General features: G+C 51.0%; 20 protein-coding genes, 21 tRNA genes, 2 rRNA genes and 1 pseudogene (1 of these 44 cut by a window edge). 8 read left to right on the top strand and 36 right to left on the bottom strand.

The window, feature by feature from the left end:
* Positions 1-36 precede the first annotated feature (36 nt).
* The 3 genes and pseudogenes from GT3570_RS02615 to GT3570_RS17685 form a co-directional block, all read left to right on the top strand.
* Positions 37-474, top strand: a complete 438-nt coding sequence (locus tag GT3570_RS02615; RefSeq protein WP_011230072.1) for a disulfide formation protein C — start codon at positions 37-39, stop codon at positions 472-474.
* A complete protein-coding gene (locus GT3570_RS02610) occupies positions 471-944 on the top strand; it encodes a thioredoxin family protein (RefSeq protein WP_011230071.1) in 474 nt (157 codons plus the stop codon). Before GT3570_RS02615 ends, GT3570_RS02610 begins: the two co-directional genes overlap by 4 nt.
* A 3-nt stretch (positions 945-947) precedes the next feature.
* Positions 948-1,112: pseudogene (locus tag GT3570_RS17685) on the top strand (zinc ribbon domain-containing protein); the annotation flags it as partial.
* A gap of 157 nt (positions 1,113-1,269) precedes the next feature.
* Here GT3570_RS17685 and GT3570_RS02605 read toward each other — a convergent pair.
* Complete coding sequence (locus GT3570_RS02605; protein ID WP_014194938.1) at positions 1,270-1,668, bottom strand: YhcU family protein; 399 nt, start codon at positions 1,666-1,668, stop codon at positions 1,270-1,272.
* A gap of 138 nt (positions 1,669-1,806) precedes the next feature.
* Here GT3570_RS02605 and GT3570_RS02600 point away from each other — a divergent pair, with 138 nt between their 5' ends.
* Positions 1,807-2,706, top strand: coding sequence for an RluA family pseudouridine synthase (locus tag GT3570_RS02600; protein ID WP_011230069.1), 900 nt, complete (start codon positions 1,807-1,809; stop codon positions 2,704-2,706).
* Positions 2,707-2,780: 74 nt separating this feature from the next.
* Here the strand turns inward: GT3570_RS02600 and GT3570_RS02595 are convergent, their stop codons facing one another.
* The 5 genes from GT3570_RS02595 to GT3570_RS02575 form a co-directional block, all read right to left on the bottom strand.
* Positions 2,781-4,121: a hemolysin family protein gene (locus GT3570_RS02595; protein ID WP_011230068.1), complete on the bottom strand. Its 1,341-nt coding sequence runs from the start codon at positions 4,119-4,121 to the stop codon at positions 2,781-2,783.
* A gap of 111 nt (positions 4,122-4,232) precedes the next feature.
* The gene (locus GT3570_RS02590) at positions 4,233-4,925 is read right to left on the bottom strand and encodes a zinc metallopeptidase (protein ID WP_011230067.1); all 693 of its coding nucleotides are present in this window, start codon (positions 4,923-4,925) and stop codon (positions 4,233-4,235) included.
* A gap of 146 nt (positions 4,926-5,071) precedes the next feature.
* A complete protein-coding gene (locus tag GT3570_RS02585; protein WP_011230066.1) occupies positions 5,072-5,899 on the bottom strand; it encodes an aldo/keto reductase in 828 nt (275 codons plus the stop codon).
* 282 nt (positions 5,900-6,181) lie between these two features.
* Positions 6,182-7,444 (bottom strand): dicarboxylate/amino acid:cation symporter, encoded by a 1,263-nt coding sequence (locus GT3570_RS02580; protein WP_025039067.1) that lies wholly within the window; start codon positions 7,442-7,444, stop codon positions 6,182-6,184.
* A gap of 160 nt (positions 7,445-7,604) precedes the next feature.
* Positions 7,605-8,645, bottom strand: coding sequence for a TRAP transporter substrate-binding protein (locus GT3570_RS02575; RefSeq protein ID WP_062898385.1), 1,041 nt, complete (start codon positions 8,643-8,645; stop codon positions 7,605-7,607).
* Between the two features lie 313 nt (positions 8,646-8,958).
* Here GT3570_RS02575 and GT3570_RS02570 point away from each other — a divergent pair, with 313 nt between their 5' ends.
* Both GT3570_RS02570 and GT3570_RS02565 read left to right on the top strand, forming a co-directional pair.
* Positions 8,959-10,536 carry an ATP-binding protein gene (locus tag GT3570_RS02570; RefSeq protein ID WP_011230063.1) on the top strand — a complete coding sequence of 526 codons (1,578 nt, stop codon included), beginning with the start codon at positions 8,959-8,961 and terminating at the stop codon, positions 10,534-10,536.
* Positions 10,537-10,599: 63 nt separating this feature from the next.
* Positions 10,600-11,280 (top strand): response regulator, encoded by a 681-nt coding sequence (locus tag GT3570_RS02565; RefSeq protein WP_011230062.1) that lies wholly within the window; start codon positions 10,600-10,602, stop codon positions 11,278-11,280.
* Here GT3570_RS02565 and GT3570_RS18950 read toward each other — a convergent pair.
* Together GT3570_RS18950 and GT3570_RS18945 are read right to left on the bottom strand one after the other, a co-directional pair.
* Positions 11,226-11,705, bottom strand: coding sequence for a type 1 periplasmic-binding domain-containing protein (locus tag GT3570_RS18950; protein WP_318258074.1), 480 nt, complete (start codon positions 11,703-11,705; stop codon positions 11,226-11,228). The two genes, GT3570_RS02565 and GT3570_RS18950, sit on opposite strands and share 55 nt — an antisense overlap.
* Entirely contained in the window at positions 11,705-11,935 is a 231-nt protein-coding gene (locus tag GT3570_RS18945; protein ID WP_235186688.1) for a LacI family DNA-binding transcriptional regulator, read from the bottom strand. Before GT3570_RS18945 ends, GT3570_RS18950 begins: the two co-directional genes overlap by 1 nt.
* 280 nt (positions 11,936-12,215) lie before the next feature.
* Between GT3570_RS18945 and GT3570_RS02555 the strand changes: the two genes are divergently transcribed.
* A complete protein-coding gene (locus GT3570_RS02555) occupies positions 12,216-12,926 on the top strand; it encodes a hypothetical protein (RefSeq protein WP_023634418.1) in 711 nt (236 codons plus the stop codon).
* 76 nt (positions 12,927-13,002) lie between these two features.
* Here the strand turns inward: GT3570_RS02555 and yhbH are convergent, their stop codons facing one another.
* From yhbH to queG, 5 genes are all read right to left on the bottom strand, one after another.
* Positions 13,003-14,160 carry a sporulation protein YhbH gene (yhbH, locus tag GT3570_RS02550; protein WP_025039066.1) on the bottom strand — a complete coding sequence of 386 codons (1,158 nt, stop codon included), beginning with the start codon at positions 14,158-14,160 and terminating at the stop codon, positions 13,003-13,005.
* Positions 14,161-14,468: 308 nt separating this feature from the next.
* The gene (locus GT3570_RS02545; protein ID WP_011229990.1) at positions 14,469-16,364 is read right to left on the bottom strand and encodes a PrkA family serine protein kinase; all 1,896 of its coding nucleotides are present in this window, start codon (positions 16,362-16,364) and stop codon (positions 14,469-14,471) included.
* Positions 16,365-16,689: 325 nt separating this feature from the next.
* The gene (gene trmL / locus GT3570_RS02540) at positions 16,690-17,163 is read right to left on the bottom strand and encodes a tRNA (uridine(34)/cytosine(34)/5-carboxymethylaminomethyluridine(34)-2'-O)-methyltransferase TrmL (protein ID WP_011229988.1); all 474 of its coding nucleotides are present in this window, start codon (positions 17,161-17,163) and stop codon (positions 16,690-16,692) included.
* A 20-nt stretch (positions 17,164-17,183) separates the two neighbouring features.
* Positions 17,184-18,047 carry an amidase domain-containing protein gene (locus GT3570_RS02535; RefSeq protein WP_011229987.1) on the bottom strand — a complete coding sequence of 288 codons (864 nt, stop codon included), beginning with the start codon at positions 18,045-18,047 and terminating at the stop codon, positions 17,184-17,186.
* A gap of 61 nt (positions 18,048-18,108) precedes the next feature.
* Positions 18,109-19,251, bottom strand: coding sequence for a tRNA epoxyqueuosine(34) reductase QueG (queG, locus tag GT3570_RS02530; protein WP_062898384.1), 1,143 nt, complete (start codon positions 19,249-19,251; stop codon positions 18,109-18,111).
* Between the two features lie 52 nt (positions 19,252-19,303).
* On the opposite strand from queG, the gene GT3570_RS02525 reads away from it, so the two are divergent.
* Positions 19,304-19,969: a B3/B4 domain-containing protein gene (locus tag GT3570_RS02525; RefSeq protein WP_011229985.1), complete on the top strand. Its 666-nt coding sequence runs from the start codon at positions 19,304-19,306 to the stop codon at positions 19,967-19,969.
* Between the two features lie 301 nt (positions 19,970-20,270).
* Here GT3570_RS02525 and GT3570_RS02520 read toward each other — a convergent pair.
* From GT3570_RS02520 to GT3570_RS02410, 23 genes are all read right to left on the bottom strand, one after another.
* Positions 20,271-20,342: transfer RNA gene (locus tag GT3570_RS02520), tRNA-Glu, on the bottom strand.
* A 4-nt stretch (positions 20,343-20,346) separates the two neighbouring features.
* Positions 20,347-20,439, bottom strand: a tRNA-Ser gene (locus GT3570_RS02515).
* 7 nt (positions 20,440-20,446) lie between these two features.
* Positions 20,447-20,521 (bottom strand) — tRNA-Asn (locus GT3570_RS02510).
* 209 nt (positions 20,522-20,730) lie between these two features.
* Positions 20,731-20,804: transfer RNA gene (locus GT3570_RS02505), tRNA-Ile, on the bottom strand.
* A 6-nt stretch (positions 20,805-20,810) separates the two neighbouring features.
* A tRNA-Gly gene (locus tag GT3570_RS02500) sits at positions 20,811-20,881 on the bottom strand.
* 172 nt (positions 20,882-21,053) lie between these two features.
* A tRNA-His gene (locus GT3570_RS02495) sits at positions 21,054-21,126 on the bottom strand.
* Between the two features lie 7 nt (positions 21,127-21,133).
* A tRNA-Thr gene (locus GT3570_RS02490) sits at positions 21,134-21,209 on the bottom strand.
* A gap of 16 nt (positions 21,210-21,225) precedes the next feature.
* A tRNA-Ser gene (locus tag GT3570_RS02485) sits at positions 21,226-21,316 on the bottom strand.
* Between the two features lie 19 nt (positions 21,317-21,335).
* Positions 21,336-21,412: transfer RNA gene (locus GT3570_RS02480), tRNA-Ile, on the bottom strand.
* Between the two features lie 5 nt (positions 21,413-21,417).
* Positions 21,418-21,494 (bottom strand) — tRNA-Met (locus tag GT3570_RS02475).
* A 17-nt stretch (positions 21,495-21,511) separates the two neighbouring features.
* A tRNA-Ala gene (locus GT3570_RS02470) sits at positions 21,512-21,584 on the bottom strand.
* Between the two features lie 8 nt (positions 21,585-21,592).
* Positions 21,593-21,666 (bottom strand) — tRNA-Pro (locus GT3570_RS02465).
* A 6-nt stretch (positions 21,667-21,672) separates the two neighbouring features.
* Positions 21,673-21,746 (bottom strand) — tRNA-Arg (locus GT3570_RS02460).
* Between the two features lie 5 nt (positions 21,747-21,751).
* Positions 21,752-21,837, bottom strand: a tRNA-Leu gene (locus GT3570_RS02455).
* A gap of 5 nt (positions 21,838-21,842) precedes the next feature.
* A tRNA-Gly gene (locus GT3570_RS02450) sits at positions 21,843-21,917 on the bottom strand.
* A 7-nt stretch (positions 21,918-21,924) separates the two neighbouring features.
* Positions 21,925-21,997: transfer RNA gene (locus GT3570_RS02445), tRNA-Lys, on the bottom strand.
* Between the two features lie 446 nt (positions 21,998-22,443).
* Positions 22,444-22,516, bottom strand: a tRNA-Thr gene (locus GT3570_RS02440).
* A 234-nt stretch (positions 22,517-22,750) separates the two neighbouring features.
* Positions 22,751-22,826: transfer RNA gene (locus tag GT3570_RS02435), tRNA-Phe, on the bottom strand.
* 174 nt (positions 22,827-23,000) lie between these two features.
* Positions 23,001-23,076: transfer RNA gene (locus GT3570_RS02430), tRNA-Asp, on the bottom strand.
* Between the two features lie 5 nt (positions 23,077-23,081).
* A tRNA-Met gene (locus GT3570_RS02425) sits at positions 23,082-23,158 on the bottom strand.
* Between the two features lie 181 nt (positions 23,159-23,339).
* Positions 23,340-23,415, bottom strand: a tRNA-Val gene (locus GT3570_RS02420).
* An 8-nt stretch (positions 23,416-23,423) separates the two neighbouring features.
* Positions 23,424-23,540 (bottom strand): 5S ribosomal RNA (gene rrf, locus GT3570_RS02415).
* 111 nt (positions 23,541-23,651) lie between these two features.
* A 23S ribosomal RNA gene (locus GT3570_RS02410) occupies positions 23,652-24,200 on the bottom strand; it runs 2,381 nt beyond the window's last position.

Here is a 24,200-nt window from a genome sequence, read left to right as displayed (position 1 = left end):
GCAAGATCGGGAACATGATGGGAAGAAGGAGAGAACATGGAACGAGAAAAACGTGCGGAGAACTTGCTTTTGGCCGCATGGGCGACCGCGCTCATCGCCACGCTCGGAAGCCTTTATTTTTCTGAAGTGCTCGGCTTTATTCCTTGTGATCTTTGCTGGTTTCAACGCATTTTTATGTACCCGCAAGTCGTGATTTTAGGAATCGCCATTGTGCGCAAAGACGCTGCGGCAGCTCGCTATAGCTTCACACTGTCATTGATTGGCGGGGGTATTTCTCTGTATCATTATGGATTGCAAAAAATTCCGCTGCTTCAAGAATACGCCATCAGCTGCGGCCGCATTCCGTGCACAGGGCAATATATAAACTGGCTTGGATTTATCACCATTCCATTTTTGGCGTTCACTGCCTTTATGATCATTATGTTGTTAAGTTGGACCGTCATGCGCCAGCAAAGAAAGGAGAGCGAACGTTGAAAAAACTGCTCGCATTTGGCGGCATCATTGTCGTCCTGTTCGCTGCGATCGCGTTTATTACGATGTACGAACAAAAAGAAGCCGCAAGCAACAATCCTTACCATAAAAGTGAGCTCAACCCAGCCACCATCGCCCAACTTGACGACCCGAACTACCGCAACATTATTTTGCCCGCGGAGTTGAAACAGCAGCTGGCTGACGGCAAGACGCTCACCGTTTACTTTTACAGCCCGACATGCCCTCACTGCCAGCGGACAACGCCGATCGTCGTGCCGCTCGCAAAGGAGCTTGGCATCGATTTAAAGCTGTTCAACTTGCTTGAATTCGAAGACGGGTGGGATGCGTACCATATTGAAGCCACCCCGACGATCGTCCATTACGAAAACGGCAAAGAAATCAAACGCATCGAAGGGTATCATGACGAACAAACGTTCCGAAACTGGTTTTCCTCATTGCACAGTGACAAGTGAAGATGGGTGAATCCGACCTACACAAGTCAAACATGCCGATGCGGGCATCGAGAGAAAGCGAACCGAAACGGCATCCGCTTCCGATGCCAAAAGTGCGGATACACCCTCCACGCCGACTTGAATGGCGCGATCAACATCGCCAAAGCGATTTCGGGCTTCGCCGCCTAACCTAGCGCACCGGTCGCAGGTGCGCCGCCCATTGGGGTACATCCTAACCCGATGGGACGGGGTGATGACACACCCCCGAACTTGGGCGTTGTCCGAACCAGAAATGGATGAGGGTGTTAACGACCCAAGAATCCCACACCTTTAGGCGTGCGGATTGTCAAATCACCCATTGGCTCGCCGGAGGCGCATACACGCTGCACGGCCAAAGCCGCCTGCAAGTGAACTGCTTGGCATGAAAAGGAAAGGCAATGCCATGGCGGGCCAAAATCTTTTGATTGCGAACAAACAGCCATTCATACTGTTCCAAATCCCCATGCTCTCCGATATGTTCGATGACGGTAATGAGCGATTGCAACGCTGAAATGATTTGGAAAGCCTCTTTCATCGTTCCATTATATGCCACATGTTCGTGGTCCAGCGAAAGAATGCCCCATTCCTCAAATTGACGGATTTGTTCATCATCGAAGTAATACGGGAACACATCGGTATAAAAGTAGTTGAGCAAATACTGCATGTAATGCTCTTGTTCCGGAGTCGCTGCATACATCATTTTCAACGTCCATACCACCTTTTCTCGCCGCAATGCTTGCGTTTTCCATCACTAAGACGATACTATGAGTGTACCATATCTCGCGCAAGGATAGGGGTAGAAAGTGTTTCCACAGCTAACAAACAATTGGGAGTGTGACAACCTTTGTGGACAAGAAAAGGCGATTGGCTGGAATGCATCATCCCTAGCTGGTGGAGCGGTTTGACGATTGAACAGCTCCTGAAAGACGTATGGGCCGCCTCGAAAAAGCTCGCCCACCGTTGGCGGATGGAACACGGCGTCAAACTGAACGGCCAGGCTGTTCCCTGGAAGACGGTGCTCAACGAACGCGACCGGCTCCAGCTTTACGCATATGAGCCGGAGCCGTCGTTCATCGTTCCAGAATATCGGGAGCTTTCGATTTTATGGGAGGACGACCATCTGCTCGTCTTGAACAAAGAAGCCGGCATCGACATTCATCCGTCCGAACCGGGGCAAACCGGCACGCTCGCCAATGCGGTCGCGTTTTATTTGCAGTCGCAGGCAATTTTAACAAAAGTGCGCCACATTCACCGACTTGACCGCGACACGTCGGGAGCGATTTTATTTGCCAAACACCCGCTTGCCGGTGCGACGCTCGATCGGATGCTCGCCCACCGTGCCATCAAGCGGACGTACGTCGCCCTTGTTCACGGTCGTTTGTCCCCGAAATCAGGAACCATTTTCGCGCCAATCGGCCGCGACCGCCACCATCCAACGCGCCGGCGCGTCTCGAAGACGGGGGCAAAAGCGGTGACACACTATCGCGTCATCAAAACATTCCCGTCAACATCGCTTGTCGAGCTTTCTCTCGAGACTGGACGGACGCACCAAATCCGCGTCCATTTGGCCCATCTCGGCCATCCGCTCGTCGGCGATGTGCTTTATGGCGGCAAACCAGTGTTTCATCGCCATGCGCTTCATGCCGCTAAGCTAACGTTCCGCCACCCGTTTACAAACGAAGAGGTCATTTGTCTCGCGCCAACAAGCGATTTTCCCACCGACCTTTCGCGCATTTACCATTGATCTACCCTGCTGTCCTTCAATGGAGGAGGGGATTTCTCGGCCGAAACGAGAAAAGGCAGACGCCCCCGTCTGCCTTACAAACGCAACTCCTCCTCTTCGGCGCCTGCCGCCTCCTCCTCTTTGCTCGGCTCTTTTTTTGCCACTTCCAGCGATTTCACATGATGGCCATCCATTTCCTTCACCGTAAACAAGTAGCCATCGATTTCTACACTCTCGCCTGGTTTGATATCATAATGCTTCGTTAAAATCCAGCCGCCGATCGTATCGACGTCATCATCGTCAATGTCCAGCCCAAGCAAATCATTCACTTCGCTGATCAACACTTTGCCATCCAAGATCAATCGATCGTCTATTTTTTGAATCAGCGGCGTTTCATCAATATCAAACTCATCTTGGATTTCGCCAACGATTTCTTCCAAAATGTCCTCGACTGTAACCAGTCCAGACGTGCCGCCGTATTCATCGACCAAAATCGCCATATGGATGCGTTCTTTTTGCATTTTGACCAACAAATCGTGAATGGCGATCGATTCAATCACTTGAATGATCGGGCGGATATAGTCTTTCATCTGCTTTTCGTTGGACGGATTGGCAATAAAGTCCGTAAACACCTCTTTCACGTTGATGAGTCCAAGCACATGGTCTTTATCGCCGTCAATGACCGGATAGCGCGTATACTTTTCTTCGCGAATGATGTCCAAGTTTTCCTTGACGCTTTTGTTAATATCGAGCGCCACAATTTCTTTGCGCGGCACCATAATTTCTTTCGCTATGCGGTCGTCAAAACGAAAAATGTTATTGACATAGCGGTACTCTGACTGATTGATCTCCCCGCTTTTGTAGCTTTCTGATAAAATGAGGCGCAACTCCTCCTCAGAGTGGGCGATTTCATGCTCCGCCACCGGCCTGAGGCCAAACAGGCGCGTCACGAGCCGCGCAGAGTTGTTGAGCGTCCAAATGAACGGATACATGATTTTGTAAAACCAGATGAGCGGCTGAGCCGTAAACAGCGTAATCGCTTCCGCCTTATGAATGGCAAACGTCTTCGGCGCTAATTCACCGACGACGACATGCAAAAAGGTGATGAGCGAAAACGAAATGATAAACGCTAAAAAGTGGGAGACGGATTCCGATAAATGGAGGCGTTCAAACAGCGGCAGCAACATCCGCGCCACCGTCGGCTCCCCAAGCCAGCCAAGGCCAAGCGAGGTGAGCGTAATGCCGAGCTGGTTCGCCGATAAATAGCCGTCCAAATTCGAAATCACTTTTTTCGCCGCGACCGCCCGTCGATTCCCTTCATTGACAAGCTGATCGATGCGCGAGCTGCGCACCTTGACGATCGCAAATTCAGAAGCGACAAAAAAGGCGGTGCAAGCGATGAGAAACGCCACCAACAGCAAACTGGCTATATCCAATTCGTCTCCGAGCGCGGATGAAGCGCCCAGGTTACACCTCCTGCACACAAAAGTTTCCATTGCAGCTGATAGACGATGATGCCGCTGGGCCGCCTTAGGCGGCCCAATATGTTACGATTCCTCATTATTGTTCCCTTGGGTGAAAATGAGCACATATTTCAGCAGCTCAAACACGGCAATCAACGTTGCCGCGACGTATGTCAGCGCCGCCGCGCCAAGCACTTTGTTTACGCCGCGCGCTTCATTTGGGGCGATCAACCCTTCAGCCAGCATAAACCGCTTCGCCCGTGCGCTCGCGTTGAACTCCACCGGCAAGGTAATGATTTGGAAGGCCACCGCCAGCGAGAAAAACAAAATGCCGAGTCCAATCAGCGAAAATTGATGGAGCACAAATCCAACGAGCAACAACAACGGCGCAACGCCCGAAGCGAAGTTCACAATCGGAAACATCCGGTGGCGAAGGACGAGCGCAGCGTAGCCTTGCTGGTGTTGAACGGCATGGCCAACCTCGTGGGCGGCAACGGAAATGGAAGCGATTGAACGCCCATAAAAGACCGGCTCCGACAAACGGACCGTGCGGGAAATCGGATCATAATGGTCGGACAATCTCCCTGGCACGACCTCCACCGGCACATGGTGCAGCCCGTGGCGGTCTAAAATCATGCGCGCCACTTCCGCCCCCGTCAACCCCGATGAGGCTGGAACTTCAGACCAGGCATTGAAATTGCTTGATACCTTCCATTGCGCCCAAAGCGATATCAGGAAGGCGATAAAAATGAAAATATCCATCGGATGGAATAGCATCACAGCACCCTCCGTTTTTCAATGTTCATCAAATGTGTATACTATTATTTATTGTACTTGCTCACCTTTTCATACGTCAAACGGCCCGCTCCGGTTTCAAAAAAAAACAGCGCCTGCATCGAGGCGCTATTTGGCTGATGGGGACATCAAAAATTGAAATTGTCTGGGTCAGGACCGACCCGTTTGTTCAAGTTCAACGCGTCGATCTGTTTCATTTCTTCGTCGGTCAGCGAGAAATCAAAAATATCAGCGTTTTCCTTGATCCGCGCCGGCGTCACCGACTTCGGGATCGTCACAACGCCGTGTTGCAAATCCCAGCGCAACACCACCTGCGCCGGCGTTTTCCCGTACTTGCGCCCAATGTCAATGATCGTCGGTTCGCTTAAAATTTCCCCGCGCATGAGCGGCGACCATGCTTCAAGCTGGATGCCGTTTTCCCGGCAAAACGTAAGCAACTCTTTTTGCGTCAGGCGCGGGTGATACTCGACTTGGTTGACCATCGGCTTGATTTCACAATCCGCCAGTACATCTTGCAAATGGTGGATATGGAAATTGCTTACGCCGATCGCGCGCACATAACCGTCTTTATACAACTTTTCCAGCGCCTTGTACGTCTCTTTATACTTCCCTTTCACCGGCCAGTGGACCAAATACAAGTCGACATAATCGAACCCGAGTTTTTTCAAACTTTTGTCAAACGCCTTCAGCGTCGTCTCATACCCTTGATCGGTGTTCCATACTTTCGTTGTCACGAACACTTGTTCGCGAGGAATGCCGGATTCGCGGATCGCTCGACCGACACCTTCTTCGTTTTCATAAAAAGCGGCTGTATCGACATGGCGGTAGCCGATCTCGAGCGCGGTGCGCACCGCGCTTCTTACTTCCTCCCCTTCTTTGACTTTATAAACGCCAAGGCCGACCCAAGGCATTTTCACCCCGTTATGCAAAGTGGCGCAATCTTGCAGGCCGTTCATATCCTCTCCTCCTCGAGCGTCATTATAGTTTCATTATGGGAAAAGAGGGAAAGAAAATCAAAATATATGCTTGCTCTCCTTTCTCACTTCCCCACGTCCCTCTTGTTCTTTCTTTAGGGGAAAATCAACGCAAAAACGAGGGGAAACGTTCCCCTCGCGCTGTCATTGCATTCCTTTTTTCATCCATTCGGCGATTTGCAGCGTGCGGCTCCTTTCCCGACGCAGTCAGAAACATGCGAACGGAAAAGCTGTCAATTGGACTTGCAGATCGGCTCCTGACTCTTATTTGGCCACGCTCATCGAGGCGCGCTCCACTTCAGCTTCGTTCGGATGAAACTCGTTTTCCATTTTCGAAACAACCACTGTCGCTACAGCATTGCCGATAATATTCGTAATCGCCCGCGCTTCCGACATGAAGCGGTCAACCCCAAGCAACAAGGCGATGCCTTCGACCGGGATCATCGGGAACGCCGCCAAAGTCGCTGCCAACGTAATGAATCCCGAACCGGTAACCCCTGCTGCCCCTTTCGAGGTGAGCATTAATACGCCAAGCAACGTCAGCTCTTGCCAAATGGTTAAATCAATGCCGTACGCTTGGGCGATGAAAATGGCTGCCATCGACAGGTAAATCGATGTGCCGTCTAGGTTAAACGAATACCCTGTCGGAACGACAAGACCAACAACCGATTTCGAGCACCCGTATTTTTCCAAACGTTCCATTAGCCGCGGCAGCGCTGATTCAGACGAAGACGTGCCCAAAACAAGCAACAGTTCCTCTTTGATATAAGCGAGAAACTTAAAGATGTTAAACCCATAAAACTTGGCAATCCCGCCAAGCACGACGAAAATGAAGAGCGCCATCGTAATGTAAACAGAACCCATCAATTTACCGAGCGACACGAGCGATCCGAGGCCGAACGTGCCGATCGTGTACGCCATCGCGCCGAACGCGGCGATCGGCGACACCTTCATAACCATGTTGACGACGCCGAAGAAAATTTCTGCCAGCCGTTCAAACAAGGAAATCACTGGTTTTGCTTTTTCCCCAAGCGCGGCAGCCGCTAAACCGAACAACACGGCGAAGAAGAGCACCGGAAGCAGTTGGCCGCTCGCCATCGCGGCAACGACGTTGTCGGGAATGATGCTTAAAATGAAGTCAACAAAACCGTGGCTTGTTTCTTCCGCTTGTTTCGTGTATTGTGAAATGTCGCCGCCTTTTACTGCATCGGTATGAAACCCAACCCCTGGTTTGACAAGGTTGACGACGACAATCCCGATCGCCAACGCAAACGTCGTGACAATTTCAAAATAAATGAGCGCCTTGCCGCCGATGCGGCCGACCTTTTTCAAGTCGCCCATATTGCCGATTCCGATGACGACGGTGAAGAAAATGATCGGGGCGATCACCATTTTAATCAGCTTAATAAATCCGTCTGCCAATACTTTTAACTTCGCTCCGAATTCTGGAAATAGAAATCCGACAATGATCCCTAAAATAATGCCGATGATGACTTGCACCGTCAAGTTTTTCAGTTTTCTCCGCATTTCTCCCACTCCTTTCGATATATTGGCAACGCTTTCAACATTATCATAAAGAAAAATCGTTGAAATCAAAATATTATGGTGATAATGGTCGTTTTGGTCTTTTTGGTCTTGACCTTTTTTGCTGTTCAAAAACAAAAAAGCTTCCGCCCGCGGAAGCCTATTACGATCCTCTAATTTCATTCAAAAGCCTGGAACCAAACTGCCTCGTAAACTCGTCGTACAGCGGGGCGAACTTCTGCTCCCATTTCCGTTTCTCCTCTTCCGACAGCCGGTAAAGGAAGACATCTTCACGCCGCTCGAGCTGCTTGAGCTCCCGTTCGTTTTGCTCTTTCGACTGCTCTAAATTCCAACGCGTCGCTTCAGCCATCGCTTCAGTTATTTTTTGCTGGATGTCTTTCGGCAAACTGTCCCAAAATGACTGATTCATCATGACTGCGTACCCGAGATACCCGTGATTGCTGATTGTAATATACGGTTGAAATTTGTAAAACCCTTTCGAATAAATATTAGAAATCGTATTTTCCTGCCCATCAAACTTATGCTGTTCAAGCTCCTGATAAACGCGGTCAAATGAAACAGCAACCGGTTCACCGCCAAGCAAACGAAACTGCTTTTCAATCACTTCGCTCGGCATAATGCGAAAACGCAAGCCGCGAAAATCGTCAGGGGCGATGAGCGGACGGGTTGTGCTCATCATTTGCTTAAATCCATTGCTCCAAAACGCCAGTCCTTTAATTCCTTTTGCCTCCAGCATCCGAAGCAGCTCGGCGCCCACTTTTCCAGTAAACACGCGGCGCACGTCGTCCTCATCGCGGAACAAAAACGGCAAATCGAGCACTTGCCATTCGGGGACAAGCTCTGTCACCTTTGAAAATGATGGCGCGATCATTTGCACGTCGCCGCGCAACAGCGCATCAAGCTCTTCCCCATCCGAATAAAGCGAGCCGTTCGGGAACACTTCGACTTTGACGCGGCCGTTTGTTTTTTGCTCGACGAGCTCGGCAAACTTTTGCGCCGCCAACCCTTTTGGCGTATTCTCTGCTACGACATGGCTGAAATAAATAATGATTTGCTTTTTCAACCCCTTTTGCTCGTCGTCATAAACAAGTGGTTCACGTCCCAGTTGACGGCTAGCTGCCCAGCCGACCAGACCGAGGCCGACAAACAAAAGGATTGTCCATGCTCTCCACTTTTTCCCCATTGTTCACACCATTCTTCCATCCTATTGCTAAAATTGCACTCCAACGGAATGCTCCCCGCCGACTCGAATCATTGAAGCAAAAAAGCGGCTGGAGCTCACGGATTCGGTTTGAAAGCAGCAATCGCCACGCCTTACGTATGCCCCATCTTCTATGCTGGCGGGCAGAATATTTGTTCCCCACCGCCATTTTACACCTTTCGTTTCTTTCCATTCAAGAAGATTTGGTATAATGAAAAAAAACGTTGATTTATTCCTTTCCCGATTCATATGGCATGTTCAACAGCAATCATGATTGCCAAAAAGGAGTTCCGCCATGAACCGGCTGCCGATTCGCTGGAAAATTACGATTTTGATTTTCGCCATCGTCAGCTTTTCCATGTTGCTGAGCGGTGTATTCATCATCAGCGACTTTTTCCATACAAAGGAGGAGGAACTCAGCCAGCGCGCCTTGCTAACCGCGCGCACCGTCTCCGAGATGCCCGAAGTCAGACGCCATATTGTCGAAAACAAACAAAGCCGGGCGCTGATCAATCCGGTCGTCGAGCGGGTGCGCGTCATTCACAGCGCCGACTATATCGTCGTTCTCGATATGAACAAAGTGCGCCTCTCCCATCCGCTTCCTGCGATGATCGGCACGATCTCCCGCGGTGCTGATGAGGGGCCGGCGTTTGCCGAACATACGTACACTTCCAAAGCCCGCGGGGAAATCGGGACAGTGGTTCGCGCCTTCGTTCCCATTATGAACAGCGATCACGAACAAATTGGCGTCGTCATCGCCGCCTACCGGTTGCCGACGTTTTTTGAAGCCATTGATTCTTTGAAAGAAGAAGCTGCTGTAGCGGTCGTTTTGTCGCTCGTTGTCGGTGGAATTGGCGCATGGCTGCTCGCCTCCCATATCAAGCGGCAAATGTTTGAGCTGGAACCGCATGAGATCGCCAAGCTGCTGATCGAACGGACGGAAGCGTTTAACGCCATGCATGAAGGCGTCATCGCCATTGACAGCGATGAAAAAATTACCATCTTCAACGACCGGGCAAAACAAATGCTCGGCGTCAAAGGGGATGTCATCGGCCGATCGATCCGTTCCATCATTCCGGACACACACCTTCCGGAAATCTTGGAAGTAAACAAGCCGATTTACAATAAGGAGTTGCAGATCGGCAATTTAACGATTTGGAGCAACCGCATCCCGATCAAAGTCAACGGAAAAACGGTCGGCGCCATCGCCATTTTCCAAGACCGGACGGAAGTGAAACGGCTGGCCGAAGAATTGACGGGCGTAAAGGCGTTTGTCCACGCCTTGCGCGTGCAAAATCATGAATACATGAACAAACTTCATACGATCGCCGGCCTTATTCAGCTCGGCCATATTGAAAAAGCGCTCGAGTACGTGTTCCAAGTTACAGAGGAACAAGCAGAACTGACGCAGTTTTTAAGCCGCAACATCAAGGACGAAAGCATTTCTGGATTGCTCTTAAGCAAAATCCGCCGCGGCAAGGAGCTCGGCATCCGCGTGACAATCGACCGGCACAGCCGGCTGCACCGCTTTCCGCCGCATCTCGATCACCATGATTTTGTTGTTCTCCTTGGCAATTTAATTGAAAACGCCTTCGATGCCTTTCGCGGCGTAACCGACCGGGAAAAAGAAATTTACGTCAGCCTTGAACAAAATGAAGAAATTTGTTCCCTCTCGGTCGAAGACAACGGCCAAGGCATTGCTCGCGAGCATATTGACCGCATTTTTGATGAAGGCTTTTCAACCAAAGGGGAAAACGGACGCGGCATCGGCTTGTATTTGGTGAAGCAAATTGTGGAAAAGGGAAACGGGCGCATCGATGTGCAGTCGGAGGAAGGGAAAGGAACGGTGTTTACTGTTACCTTTGATATGTGACTACCCATTCATGCAGCGGCGGCCGCGAAAGACACTCCCGTCGAGACGAAGGAGGAAAAGGCTATGTATCGCGTGTTGTTGATCGAGGATGACCCGATGGTGCAAGAAGTGAACCGGCAAATGATTGAACAAGTGGACGGCTTCACCGTCATCGGCCTCGCTCGAAACGGTGAAGAAGGACTCCACCTCATTCACGAGCTCCGTCCGGATTTAGCGATGATTGATATTTACATGCCGCAGCTGGACGGCCTTGAAACATTAAAACAAATCCGCGCCCGCGGCCATGAAGTTGATATCATCGCCATTACCGCGGCGAGCGACATTGAAACGGTGCGCCGCGTCCTGCAAAACGGCGCCTTCGATTACATTGTGAAACCGTTTAAATTTGAACGGCTCAAACAGGCGTTGGAAAATTATCGGACCTTCCGCCGGTCGCTTGCGGAAAAGGAATCGCTCACCCAGGTGGAACTCGATGCCCTAAGGCGGGCGACTGAACAACCGGCCGGACCGTCCTCCGAGCTTCCGAAAGGACTGAATGAGGTAACATTGGAAAAAGTGATCGCCTATTTGCGTCAACACCGCTTCCCCGTTTCCGCCGAGGAAGTGGCCGAAGGAGTCGGCATCGCCCGCGTCACCGCCCGCCGCTATTTGGAGTACCTTGAGAAAACGGGAAAAGTCGTGCTCGATGTTCAATACGGCGGCGTCGGACGCCCAGTGAATCGGTACCATCTGAAAGCAACATAACACGATGCCGTTTCGAGCGGCTTCAAGCTGGTTGTCAGAGACGGAAAGCCAGGCCCTATTATGCCGTATCCCGCACCAGCAACCGGGCAGGCAGCTCTTCCTGCTTTCGCGTCACATTGCCTGTCTCCAGCCAATGATGAATCAAGCGAAACGCTTTCCCTCCCAGCTGAAAATGTGGCAAAGCGACGGTGTAAACAGCAAGAAAATCGTGCTCTCTGACATGTTCGCATAAAAACGATGGGACCGTCTTCCTGATAAGCGGCAAACGCCTCCCAGCCCACTTCGCGGGAGCACACGATCAGCCCATCCATTTGCCTCATCCGCAGCCGCTCTAACGCCTCGAGTTCCCTCTCCACGTCATAATTCGTCTGAACCAAAAGCAGTTGGTAGCCATAACGGAGCGCCTCTTTGGGTATACCTCCCATTATCGCAGAAAAATAAGGATGATGAATGTACGGAAGCATAACGCCGACAATCGCTGCCCTTCCTTTCGCCAAATGGACGGCCTGAATATTTTTCGTGTAATTGAGCTTCTCCACTGCTTCCCAACCGTCTTCCGCTTTTCCTCGCTCACATACGGATATCCGTTCAACACCCTTGATACAGCAGCCACCGATACGCCTGCCTCTTTCGCCAAGTCACGGATATTGGCCATATTCACACACTCCCTAAAAAAGACTTGCCTTGAAACGCGTTTCATACATTATTGTGGATCCTGCCATCTAGTATACATGAGGAGGGGGACAACATGCTTTACGGATTTGCTTCACTCGTTCTGCTCGTCGCCGCTGTTTGGGGCGGGGCGCATATCGCCTTGCACGTCAAACAACGTGCAAAAACAAACAAGCAGAAAAAATAGGGAAACCATTCTGTTTGTTTCCACCGTTTCAATTGGTATAATGGGGAGTATATGGAGAACATAAGGAGGAATGAACATGACTCGATACTGGAAACTGTTGTTCTCTCTCGCTGTCGCCTCCGCCTTGCTGGTTGGCTGCGGAATGAAAGCGCAGGAGTCAGCAACAAAAGCAGCGAAAGAACAACAGCCAGCCGCCTCAAGAGAAACGTCCGCCAATGTGCAGCCGCCAAACGAAAAGCAAGCTTCTTCCGGCCAATCGGATGCGGCGGCGAGTAGACAAGCAGCCGCAAAGGAAGAAACCTCCGGGCAGCCGCCCGCTGACGAAGAGCAACCTGCCTCTTCGCAGCCAACGACTTCTTTGTCCTATCGGACAGGAAACCAAACCATCACCGAAACAGCGACGCTGCAAACGAGCGACAATCAACATTTTTCCCTCTATGTTTTGGAAGGGTGGACGCTTGACGCCGAAGAACCGAGTGCCGATGTCCTGCTTCATGGCGACGCATTCGCCCGCATCCGCTTGCTTTCTCCGGGTGAAACAAACTATGAACAACTAGCGAAAGAACATGCCCAAGCAGTCGACGCCAACGCCGCCCGCCAACAAACGGACGGGTTGCCTAAGCCGTTCACTGATGCGGTTTGGTACACCGCCCAAACAGACGGCGTCACGGTTCATGTCATCGCCAGCGCCCAACCGACGCCGATGCTATTGACCGTACACGCTCCAAGCAGCGAAGACGTGCTTGGCGCCGTGCTCGCCATGGTTGCTACATTACAAAAGCAATAACGTATCCAACGGGGAAGGAAACCGCTCTTCCCCGCTTCCAAAAAAAAAGAAATCCCCCTTCCAGCCAACAAGAGGATCAAACAAGCTGCTTGCTCTCTTCTTTGCGGAAAAATGTTTTCATCGCGTGGAACACATCCGATTTTTGCTTCAAAATATAGTAGCGGAACTTTTCATCCTTAATATTGCGATACGCCGACATGAGCGTGGAATGGCGATTGTACTGGTTGACTTCCCCATACCCAAACATGTTCGATACTTTCATCAGCTCCTGAACAAGCTTCACGCAGCGGGCATTGTCCGATGTCAGGTTGTCGCCGTCCGAGAAGTGGAACGGATAAATGTTGTAGCGCGACGGTGGATATTTTGTCTCAATGAGTTCAAGCGCCTTGCGGTAGGCTGATGAGCAAATCGTTCCACCGCTTTCCCCTTTCGTGAAAAACTCCTCCTCACTGACGACTTTTGCTTCCGTATGATGGGCGATAAAGGCGATGTCCACTGTTTCGTATTTCGTGCGCAAAAAGCGGGTCATCCAGAAGAAAAAGCTGCGTGCCATATATTTTTCCCACATGCCCATCGATCCGCTTGTGTCCATCATCGCCAAGACGACCGCCTTCGATTCTGGTTTGACGACTTCGTTCCACGTTTTAAACTTCAAATCTTCACGGTAAATCGGATAAAAGCCTGGTTTGCCGTTCATGGCATTGCGCTTGAAGGCAGCGAGCATCGTCCGCTTCTTATCGATATTCCCCATCAGCCCGGTGCGGCGGATGTCGTTAAATTCGATATGTTGGGTTACATTTTGATCCAGCTCTTTTCGTTGCAAGTTGGGCAGCTCCAATTGGCTAAAGAACGCTTCCTCAATCTCCATCAGCGACACTTCAGCTTCGTAATAATCTTGGCCCGGCAAATCGCCAGCACCTTGGCCTTTTCCTGGCCCCTGCCCCTCCCCGCTTCCGTCTCGGGCCACCACATCACCGACTTGGCTGTCTCCATTTCCTTGGCCGACGTGTTTGTTTTTCTCATAATTGTAGCGGATTTTGTATTCATCGAGCGAGCGGATCGGAATTTTAATCACATCGCGCCCGTTGGACATGATAATGCTTTCTTCCGTAATTAAGTCGGGCAAATTGTTTTTGATCGCTTCCTTCACTTTTTCTTGATGGCGCTTTTGATCATCATATCCTTTGCGGTGGAGGGACCAGTCTTCCTTCGATACAACAAAATTCCCCTTCATGTTTTCCCCTCCTTTGAAAAAATCATTTTCACACTTTTCGCTTTCCCGCATATACTTATGTTGGCGTCATCAAAACGGGCCATCACTATGCCAAGTTGGTTTATTTTATCGTATGCAAAAATTCAAAATAATTGACCAATGAATGAGGAAAATAGAAAAGTAGACAAGCCCGATTATCAGCTTCGCGCCCTCTTGTTCTCTTCCTTTTAGCGAAGCTCGCTGCGTCGTCTTTGCTCGACCCTCCCTGTGCAACTCGGTCAGACAGAGGAGGAGGATAAAAAAAGCATGCCTCAGCGCTTGAGGCATGCCTAGCGGTTCAACAAGCTGCCGACATAGCGGAGCAATTCGTTGGCTGACGTGGAGTTGTACCCGTATTCATCAATGAGGCGGGCGACGACTTCGTTAATTTTTTTCAACTGCTGCTCATCCGGTGTTTTCGTCGACGTTGTAATTTTCACAATATCTTTTAGATCAGCGAACAGTTTTTTCTGGATTGCCTCGCGCAGCCGTTCATGCGAGTTGTAATCAAATCGCTGCCCTTTGCGCGCATAGGCGGAAATGCGGATTAAAATTTCTTCACGAAACGCTTTTTTCGCATTTTCGGAAATGCCGATTTGTTCCTCGATCGAGCGCATCAGCTTTTCATCCGGATTCATTTCCTCGCCAGTGAGCGGATCGCGCAGTTTCGTCTTGTTGCAGTACGCCTCGACGTTGTCCAAATAGTTATCCATCAACGTTTTCGCCGACTCTTCATACGAATAGACGAACGCCTTTTGCACTTCTTGTTTGGCGATTTCGTCATATTCTTTACGCACAAGCGAAATGAAGTTCAAGTACCGCTCGCGGTCTTCCTTCGTGATCGACGGATGCTGATCCAACCCTTCTTTCAACGAACGAAGCACGTCAAGCGCATTGATCGACGGCACTCCTTTGCGAATGATGCAGGCAGAAATGCGGTTGATGACATAGCGTGGGTCGATGCCGCTCATCCCCTCGTCCGGATGCTCCTTTTTCAGCTCCTCCACATCGACCTCGCTGAATCCTTCGATCATTTCGCCATCATACAAGCGCATTTTCTTCAATAAATCCACATCCGGCCGCTTCGATTCTTTCAACCGCGTCAAAATCGTAAACATGGCCGCAATCCGCAACGTATGTGGAGCGATATGCACGTCGGCGACATCGCTTTCGCGGATCATTTTTTCGTAAATGCGCTCTTCTTCCGAGACGCGCAAGTTGTATGGAATCGGCATGACGATGATGCGCGAATGGAGCGCCTCGTTCTTTTTGTTGGCGATGAACGACCGATATTCCGTTTCGTTCGTATGAGCGATAATCAATTCGTCGGCGCTGATTAAAGCAAACCGCCCAGCCTTGAAATTGCCTTCTTGCGTCAGCGACAGCAAATGCCAAAGAAATTTTTCATCGCACTTTAACATCTCTTGAAATTCCATAATCCCGCGGTTGGCTTTGTTCAGCTCGCCGTCAAACCGGTACGCGCGCGGGTCGGACTCGGAGCCGTATTCCGCGATCGTTGAAAAATCGATGCTTCCCGTTAAATCGGCGATGTCTTGCGATTTTGGATCAGACGGACTGAACGTCCCGATGCCGACGCGGCGGTTTTCCGAGAAGAAAATGCGCTCCACTAGCACGTCTTCAATGCGTCCGCCGTACTCTTTCTCAAGCCGCATCATATTGAGCGGCGACAGCTCGCCTTCGATGCGAATGCCGTATTCGCGGTAAAAATCGTCGCGCAAATGGTGAGGAATGAGGTGAAGCGGATCTTCATGCATCGGGCACCCTTTAATGGCATACACCGCGCCGCGCTCTGTTTTTGAATACTCTTCAAGCCCACGCTTTAGCAAAGTCACAAGCGTCGACTTCCCGCCGCCAACTGGCCCCATCAGCAGCAAAATCCGTTTCCGCACATCAAGCCGCTTCGCCGCCGGGTGGAAATATTCCTCAACGAGCCGCTCAAGCGCCTCCTCAAGCCCGAACAGGTGCTGGCTGAAAAACTTATATCGTTTCCGCCCATTCACCTCTTCGACCCCAGCATCTTTGATCATATTATAAACACGCGAATGAGCCGACTGGGCCACCCACGGCTTTTCTTTTAAAATCTTTAAATACTCAGCAAACGTTCCTTCCCATTTCAACTTTTCTTCTTCTTCCCGATACCGGGCGATTTTTTGCAAAATATCCATAAAGGACCTCCTCACCCTTGGATGTCTAACAGCAAGATTATTACAATTTATGCGAGGATGTCCCGTATCATTCGCCGCAAAAAAAAATTTTGTCTCCTAACAACCAACTGCGGTCATTCACATGCTTGGCCATATTCGCTATAATAAAAGGGGAAACGCCTGCCACTTTCATTATGAAGGAGGAACAAACGATGCGCACTTTGCTTGTGCTAGGGGTTATCATTGCGTTTTTGACGGCCATTTTCACCGCTGGCTATGAAGACAAACCAGGCGTCAGACAATAAGACCAAAAAAACGACCTCCAGAGCGAAGGTCGTTTTTTTGTTTATGACAACCCATAAAACCGTTGTTGGCGCAACGCTTCGTACACTAAAATGGCCGCCGTGTTCGACAAGTTTAACGAGCGCACTTTGTCATTCATCGGGATGCGAAGGCAACGGTCCATATTGGCCTCAAGCAGCTCCTTCGGCAGTCCGGTCGTTTCACGGCCGAACACAAAGAAAATATGTTTTTCTGTATCGCTGAAATCAAACGAATCATAATACCGGCGCCCGAATTTCGTAATGAAATAAAACTCCCCTTCCGGAAAGCGGGCGAATAGTTCGTCAAGCGAGTCATAATACGAAATATTGACATACGGCCAATAATCAAGCCCGGCGCGCTTTAACATTTTATCATCCGTAGAAAAACCGAGCGGGCGGATCAAATGGAGCGACGTATCGGTTGCTGCGCACGTACGAGCGATGTTTCCAGTATTGGCTGGAATTTCTGGCTGGTATAGCACTACATGAAGCGGCATTTCCTTCACCTCAGCAACGTTTATTTGCGATCGATGATGTGAAAAAACTTATAGCGAATGTTCGGCGTATAGGCGCTTGAATCTTCATACGACCAATAGCGCATTCGGCTGTTTGTCGTATGGGCGTTCACAAGCGGCATCCCGTTCTGATCTTTCGCCACCACAATCGTTGAGTGGTCGAAGCGTCCGTCCCCTTGAAAATCATAACAGATGACATCACCTGCCATCAATTGCTCCGGCTCCGCCACTTCCACCGCCTGCAAGCCGATGCGCGACCCGCTCAAATACCAACGAAAAGCATGGGCCACAGCCCAGCTGTAACTCCAACTTCCGTTTTGACACCACCATCCCCTCGCCCGGTTCGGATAGCCCGTCATCGGCGCCCCGCCTGCATACAAGCATTGAGAGACAAAATTCGTGCAATCCACCGGAAACGACGGAAACACCGGGTTATGCCGATTCCACCACGTTTCCGCATACCGCACCGCCCGGGCGCGGTCATACTGGTAAGAAAGACGCTCCCCCGTCCATTGCTCTCGTTCGACGCGCGGCGCCTCCATATCCCTCCCCAACCGGTTGATCGGTTCATCAGTTACAAGCTCACCGCGAACAAAACAGGCGCATCGCTCCTCAACCTGTTCTTCTATATATAGTGAACCCCTTTGCTTAATTAAAAATTGATGGTGGGCAATATACATAACTTTCGCTTCCCGCTCGATGGTCTGCCTGCCGACAATTTGTCCCCGGATCGTGCAACGGACGATCTCCGCACCGCGCTTTTGGCAAAGCCGTTGCTTTCTTGCCGCCTCTTCGCTTCGGATATTGCTTTCCGACACAAACGAGCGGGCTCGCTCATCCAACCACGCGCGCAACTGTTTTTTCATGCTGCTTTCCACCACTTTCGTTTTTGTTACTACCTTATGTGGGGAAGCTGCGTTTTTTTCCCTATTCCTTTGCCTCAGCCAACAGTTTCAGTCCTTTTTCAATCTCAGCGATCACATCGGCATCCGCCTCCGTTTGCCGCGCGGCCTCCAAGTAAGGCTTAGCGCTTGGATCCCCGATTTTCCCGAGCGCCCACGCCGCCGTCCCGCGGATGACGGGACGGCTATCCTCTTTCAACAAACGCAGTAAGTGCGGCACCGCGGTTTGGTCTTTGTAATGGGCGAGCGCCAGAATGGCATTGCGCTGAATCGGCTTTTTCCCACGCCATGAACCCGCCATGGCCCCAAATGTTTCTTTAAATTCACGGTTGCTCATCTGAAGCAGCGGGATGAGCTTCGGCTTTACCGCTTCCGGATCCGGCTCGAATTCTGGATGCAAATGAAAGTCTTTCCCCTTATTTTCCGGGCAGACTTGCTGGCATGTATCGCAGCCGTACAGCCGGTTCCCGATTTTCTCCCGAAACTCGTCGGCTAAAAAGCCTTTCGTTTGCGTTAAAAAGGAAAGGCACCGCTGTGCGTTCAGTTGCCCCCCTTGCACAAGCGCCCCGGTCGGGCAGGCATCAATGCATTTCGTGCACGTGCCGCATCGGTTTTCAACCGGTTCATCAGGGGGAAATGGAATATTCGTAATCATTTCTCCCAAATACACATACGATCCAAACTCCGGTGTAATAATAGAGCAGTTCTTGCCGCTCCAACCGATCCCTGCTCGTTCCGCCACCGCCCGATCAGCGAGCTCTCCGGTATCCACCATCGAGCGAACGCGGGCATGGGGCACTTTGGCCAGCAAAAACTCCTCGAGCTGCTGCAAACGTTCCCGCAACACATCGTGGTAGTCCTTTCCCCATGAAGCGCGGCAAAAAACGCCGCGCCGTTCCGTCTTTGTCCCCCGCGGCGCATTTTTCATTTTAGACGGATAGGCAAGAGCAATGGCAATAATCGATTTTGCTTCCGGAAGAAGCAATGAAGGATTCGTCCGTTTCTCAATATCTGGTTCCTCAAAACCGGACTGATAGCCGAGCTCCTGCTGGCGGCGCAGCCGTTCCTTTAATTCAACAAACGGATCAGCGCTCGCAAATCCGATTTTATCAATGCCGATTGACCGACTGTACTCAATGACTTCCTGCTTTAATGCCACAACATCCATCGTTTTCCCTCCTTTCGTCATATATGGTAAAATGAAATCCGAGGTGATCAAGATGAAATGCGTGATATCAGAACAACTAAAGCAACGCCTTCCTTCTGGTAAATTCGGCGTCATCCGCTATCATCATATCGAGGTCAGCGATTCACCGCAAATGTTAAGGGGGAGGCTTGAGCTGTTTCAAGAATCTCTTTACATCGAGCTGCAGGAAAAGTCGATTGCCGACATCCCTGAGATGGTCGAATGGCGCCGTACTTTCAAACAAATCGGAACGGACCCAAGCCGCTATCGACCGTCAAGTGAAAGCCTGTACCGACGCATCCAGAAAAAAAGCTTCATTCCGCCTATCCATTCAGCGGCGGACATAAACAACTTTTTTTCACTCTATTATAAAATTCCGCTCGGCATCTATGATCTAGACCGCATCAACGGGACAGTGACGCTCACGATCGGCACGGAACAAGATGAATACATCGCGTTAAACGGCCGCACAGTCAACTTTGCCAACAAACTCGTCAGCAAAGATGAACGAGGGCCGTTTGGCAGTCCGATCGTCGATTCGGAGCGGACCGCCGTGACGAGAGAAACGAAAAACGCTTTGCAAATCGTTTACTTTCTCCCATCAACGCCAGAAGAAACCGCCAAGCGCCAGCTTCAAGCCATCCAAACGATGTTTGTGCAAATTCATGGCGGCGAAGCCGACGCCCAATTGTTCATTTGATCTTCCCCCCCACTTTCCTGCTGTTGGAAACGGGGGACTCCCTCCCTACTTGAACTCTCTCCCACCTACGCTCACGCGTGGAAGTGGGGGTCTTCTCGGTTTAGGGTGATAAAGAAAAAAACGCAATGCCTCGTTCTTTAACGAAACGAAACACTGCGTTGTCCCCAACAATCATAACGTAATTTTAAAGCTAACGAGAGATATTATAACAGACTTCCACACGCATCGCAAGAAAAAAACGCAAAAATCGACAAAAGAAATTGTACAAAAGGGCACCAGAATCTCTGGTGCCAGCAACCAGTGACCCGTACGGGATTCGAACCCGTGTTACCGCCGTGAAAGGGCGGTGTCTTAACCACTTGACCAACGGGCCATTATGGCGGAGAAGGCGGGATTTGAACCCGCGCGCCGCAAAACTGCGACCTAACGGTTTAGCAAACCGTCCCCTTCAGCCACTTGGGTACTTCTCCAAAGAAATGGCTCCGCAAGTAGGATTCGAACCTACGACCTACCGGTTAACAGCCGGTTGCTCTACCGCTGAGCTATTGCGGAATGATGAATAACTATATGTTATGCACATCTTCCAAATGTGCTCGTTGCCTCTTCCTCTGCCAGCTAATTCAAGGAAGCGAGATGCGTCGAGGCAACTCGCAGCGAATTCGAAGATGTGAAGCTCGTCGCTCCGATTTTGCTGTGGAACGATGGGGCATTGTTCGCCCATTATTATAGCGAATGACCCAAAAATATTCAATGGAAAATAATGGGCCTAAGTGGACTTGAACCACCGACCTCACGCTTATCAGGCGTGCGCTCTGACCAGCTGAGCTATAGGCCCATAAAAAGCGGGTGATGGGAATCGAACCCACGACATCAGCTTGGAAGGCTGAGGTTTTACCACTAAACTACACCCGCATATCATTTAGTTGAACATCCGCCACGCTGCTTCCATGCCCCTTCCTCTACCAGCTGATTCATAGAAGCCAGATGCGTCGGGGCAACTCGAAGCAGATTCGATGATGCAGATGCTCGTGGCTGAGGTTTTACCACTAAACTACACCCGCAAATATAGAATATTAATGAAAAGGGCGACTAGTGGGAATCGAACCCACGCATGCCAGAGCCACAATCTGGTGCGTTAACCACTTCGCCATAGTCGCCTCGTTCTGGTGCCGGCTGCAGGACTTGAACCCGCAACCTACTGATTACAAGTCAGTTGCTCTACCAATTGAGCTAAGCCGGCACGATTTTAAAGTGCATGGCGGAGGAGGAGGGATTCGAACCCCCGCGCGCCTTGCGGCGCCTCTCGGTTTTCAAGACCGACCCCTTCAACCACTTGGGTACTCCTCCAAAAAAGCAACAATAATAATGGTGGACCTTGTAGGACTCGAACCTACGACCGGACGGTTATGAGCCGTCTGCTCTAACCAGCTGAGCTAAAGGTCCGATAATGGTGGCGGTGGAGGGGATCGAACCCCCGACCTCACGGGTATGAACCGTACGCTCTAGCCAGCTGAGCTACACCGCCAAATTTAAGTCAAAAGGTGGAGCCTATCGGGATCGAACCGATGACCTCCTGCTTGCAAAGCAGGCGCTCTCCCAGCTGAGCTAAGGCCCCATGATAAATCGGGAAGACAGGATTTGAACCTGCGACCTCACGGACCCGAACCGTGTGCTCTACCAAGCTGAGCTACTTCCCGACAAAACGCGCTCGAGAGGATTCGAACCCCTAACCTTCTGATCCGTAGTCAGATGCTCTATCCAATTGAGCTACGAGCGCACAAGTGCCGAGGGCCGGACTCGAACCGGCACGGTAGTTACCTACCCCAGGATTTTAAGTCCTGTGCGTCTGCCAATTCCGCCACCCCGGCGGAAGTGGAGCGGAAGACGGGGCTCGAACCCGCGACCCCCACCTTGGCAAGGTGGTGTTCTACCGCTGAACTACTTCCGCAAGACGATGAGCCATGGAGGACTCGAACCTCCGACCCTCTGATTAAAAGTCAGATGCTCTACCTACTGAGCTAATGGCTCATGGGTTCAATAACACTCCGAGACAACGATGTCCCTTCCTCTACTAGCATATTCGAAGATGTCAGATGCGTCGGGACAACTCGAAGCAAATCCGAAGATGCTTTGCTCGTTGCTCTACCTACTGAGCTAATGGCTCATGGTTAGGATAACACTCTACAGCTTCGTTTCACTCTACCTGCCTCTTCCTCTCCCAGCCGATTCAAAGATGCCAAGTGCGTCGAGGCAACTCGAAGCAAACTCGAAGATGCAGCGCTCGTTACTGAGCTAATGGCTCATGGGTTCAATAACACTCCGAGACAACGATGTCCCTTCCTCTACTAGCATATTCGAAGATGTCAGATGCGTCGGGACAACTCGAAGCGAACTCGAAGATGTAGCGCTCGTTACTGAGCTAATGGCTCGCGGTTGCCGCCTTAATGGCTTAAGGGGTTATTAAGGAATAAGAATGCCGGCTGCAGGACTTGAACCCGCAACCTACTGATTACAAGTCAGTTGCTCTACCAATTGAGCTAAGCCGGCACATTTAAAATTAGTTAGTGACTCATGTTGTCTGCCTAGTTGTGCCTCTTCCTCTGCAAGCTGATTCGAGGAAGCTGAGTGCGTCGAGGCAACTCGCAACAGACTCGACGATGCGAATGTTCGTCGCTACCCATTGAACTAAGCCGGGGTGGTTTGAACATCTGACATGTCTGTGAACTACTCCCACTTAGCTTTGCATGAAGCGGGAACCTTCTTTCGGAACTATGATAAAAATGGTGGCTCGGGACGGAATCGAACCGCCGACACAAGGATTTTCAGTCCTTTGCTCTACCGACTGAGCTACCGAGCCATATATTATTTTTTAACTCGCTCGCTGAATTGCTCTGTGCCTCTTCCTCTACAAGCTGATTCAAAGACGCTCGATGCGTCGAGGCAACTCGAAGCGAATTCGATGAAGCGGATGCTCGTCTCTACCGAATGAGCTGCTGAGCCGTATTTTTCATCTTTCACAATTTTGAAAGAATGGCGGTCCCGACGGGACTCGAACCCGCGATCTCCTGCGTGACAGGCAGGCATGTTAACCACTACACTACGGGACCAACTTTGGTTGCGGGGGCAGGATTTGAACCTGCGACCTTCGGGTTATGAGCCCGACGAGCTACCGGACTGCTCCACCCCGCGATGATGAGAAAGTAAGTTGATTTTCACAATGCTTTTAGTGTTGTTGTTCGTTGCCTCTTCCTCTACAAGCTGATTCAAAGACGCTCGATGCGTCGAGGCAACTCGAAGCGAATTCGATGAAGCAAAGGCTCGTTGCTCCACCCCGCGATGATGAGAAAGTAAGTCAGCTTTTATATTAAGATGGTGGAGGATGACGGGATCGAACCGCCGACCCCTTGCTTGTAAGGCAAGTGCTCTCCCAGCTGAGCTAATCCTCCACGAAATTGCCTAGCAGCGACCTACTCTTGCAGGGGCGCTGGCCCCAACTACCATCGGCGCTGGAGGGCTTAACTTCCGTGTTCGGGATGGGAACGGGTGTTTCCCCTCCGCCATAGCCACTAGGCAACAATGGACAAGTCTTATTATAAGGAAAGTTGACCTGTTGTCAAGACTTTTTCATTCCCTCAAAACTAGATAACCGTGCTCAGGAAGAAGCCGCTCGCCTGCGCTTTTCTTGGTTAAGCCCTCGATCGATTAGTATCCGTCAGCTCCACGTGTCGCCACGCTTCCACCTCGGACCTATCGACCTCGTCATCTTCGAGGGATCTTACCCGCTTTGCGCGGTGGGAAATCTCATCTTGAGGGGGGCTTCACGCTTAGATGCTTTCAGCGCTTATCCCGTCCGCACATAGCTACCCAGCGGTGCCCCTGGCGGGACAACTGGTACACCAGCGGTGCGTCCATCCCGGTCCTCTCGTACTAAGGACAGCTCCTCTCAAATTTCCTCCGCCCGCGACGGATAGGGACCGAACTGTCTCACGACGTTCTGAACCCAGCTCGCGTACCGCTTTAATGGGCGAACAGCCCAACCCTTGGGACCGACTACAGCCCCAGGATGCGATGAGCCGACATCGAGGTGCCAAACCTCCCCGTCGATGTGGACTCTTGGGGGAGATCAGCCTGTTATCCCCGGGGTAGCTTTTATCCGTTGAGCGATGGCCCTTCCATGCGGAACCACCGGATCACTAAGCCCGACTTTCGTCCCTGCTCGACCTGTCCGTCT

Source organism: Geobacillus thermoleovorans, from assembly GCF_001610955.1.
Taxonomy (GTDB): domain Bacteria; phylum Bacillota; class Bacilli; order Bacillales; family Anoxybacillaceae; genus Geobacillus; species Geobacillus thermoleovorans.
The sequence above is the reverse complement of the archived record's forward strand: the minus strand, read 5'-3'. Positions and strand labels throughout refer to the sequence as shown.

Bases quoted from the DNA above. Each gene is read 5' to 3' on its own strand.
- GT3570_RS02565 (WP_011230062.1), top strand. From the start codon at position 10,600: ATGTATCGCGTGTTGTTGATCGAGGATGACCCGATGGTGCAAGAAGTG.
- GT3570_RS02570 (WP_011230063.1), top strand. From the start codon at position 8,959: ATGAACCGGCTGCCGATTCGCTGGAAAATTACGATTTTGATTTTCGCC.
- GT3570_RS18950 (WP_318258074.1), bottom strand. From the start codon at position 11,705: ATGGGAGGTATACCCAAAGAGGCGCTCCGTTATGGCTACCAACTGCTT.
- GT3570_RS02535 (WP_011229987.1), bottom strand. From the start codon at position 18,047: ATGAAAAAACAGTTGCGCGCGTGGTTGGATGAGCGAGCCCGCTCGTTT.
- GT3570_RS02575 (WP_062898385.1), bottom strand. From the start codon at position 8,645: ATGGGGAAAAAGTGGAGAGCATGGACAATCCTTTTGTTTGTCGGCCTC.
- GT3570_RS02525 (WP_011229985.1), top strand. From the start codon at position 19,304: ATGAAATGCGTGATATCAGAACAACTAAAGCAACGCCTTCCTTCTGGT.
- GT3570_RS02580 (WP_025039067.1), bottom strand. From the start codon at position 7,444: ATGCGGAGAAAACTGAAAAACTTGACGGTGCAAGTCATCATCGGCATT.
- GT3570_RS18945 (WP_235186688.1), bottom strand. From the start codon at position 11,935: ATGGCCAATATCCGTGACTTGGCGAAAGAGGCAGGCGTATCGGTGGCT.
- GT3570_RS02615 (WP_011230072.1), top strand. From the start codon at position 37: ATGGAACGAGAAAAACGTGCGGAGAACTTGCTTTTGGCCGCATGGGCG.
- GT3570_RS02555 (WP_023634418.1), top strand. From the start codon at position 12,216: ATGACTCGATACTGGAAACTGTTGTTCTCTCTCGCTGTCGCCTCCGCC.
- trmL (WP_011229988.1), bottom strand. From the start codon at position 17,163: ATGCCGCTTCATGTAGTGCTATACCAGCCAGAAATTCCAGCCAATACT.
- GT3570_RS02590 (WP_011230067.1), bottom strand. From the start codon at position 4,925: ATGCTATTCCATCCGATGGATATTTTCATTTTTATCGCCTTCCTGATA.
- yhbH (WP_025039066.1), bottom strand. From the start codon at position 14,160: ATGAAGGGGAATTTTGTTGTATCGAAGGAAGACTGGTCCCTCCACCGC.
- GT3570_RS02545 (WP_011229990.1), bottom strand. From the start codon at position 16,364: ATGGATATTTTGCAAAAAATCGCCCGGTATCGGGAAGAAGAAGAAAAG.
- GT3570_RS02585 (WP_011230066.1), bottom strand. From the start codon at position 5,899: ATGAACGGCCTGCAAGATTGCGCCACTTTGCATAACGGGGTGAAAATG.
- queG (WP_062898384.1), bottom strand. From the start codon at position 19,251: ATGGATGTTGTGGCATTAAAGCAGGAAGTCATTGAGTACAGTCGGTCA.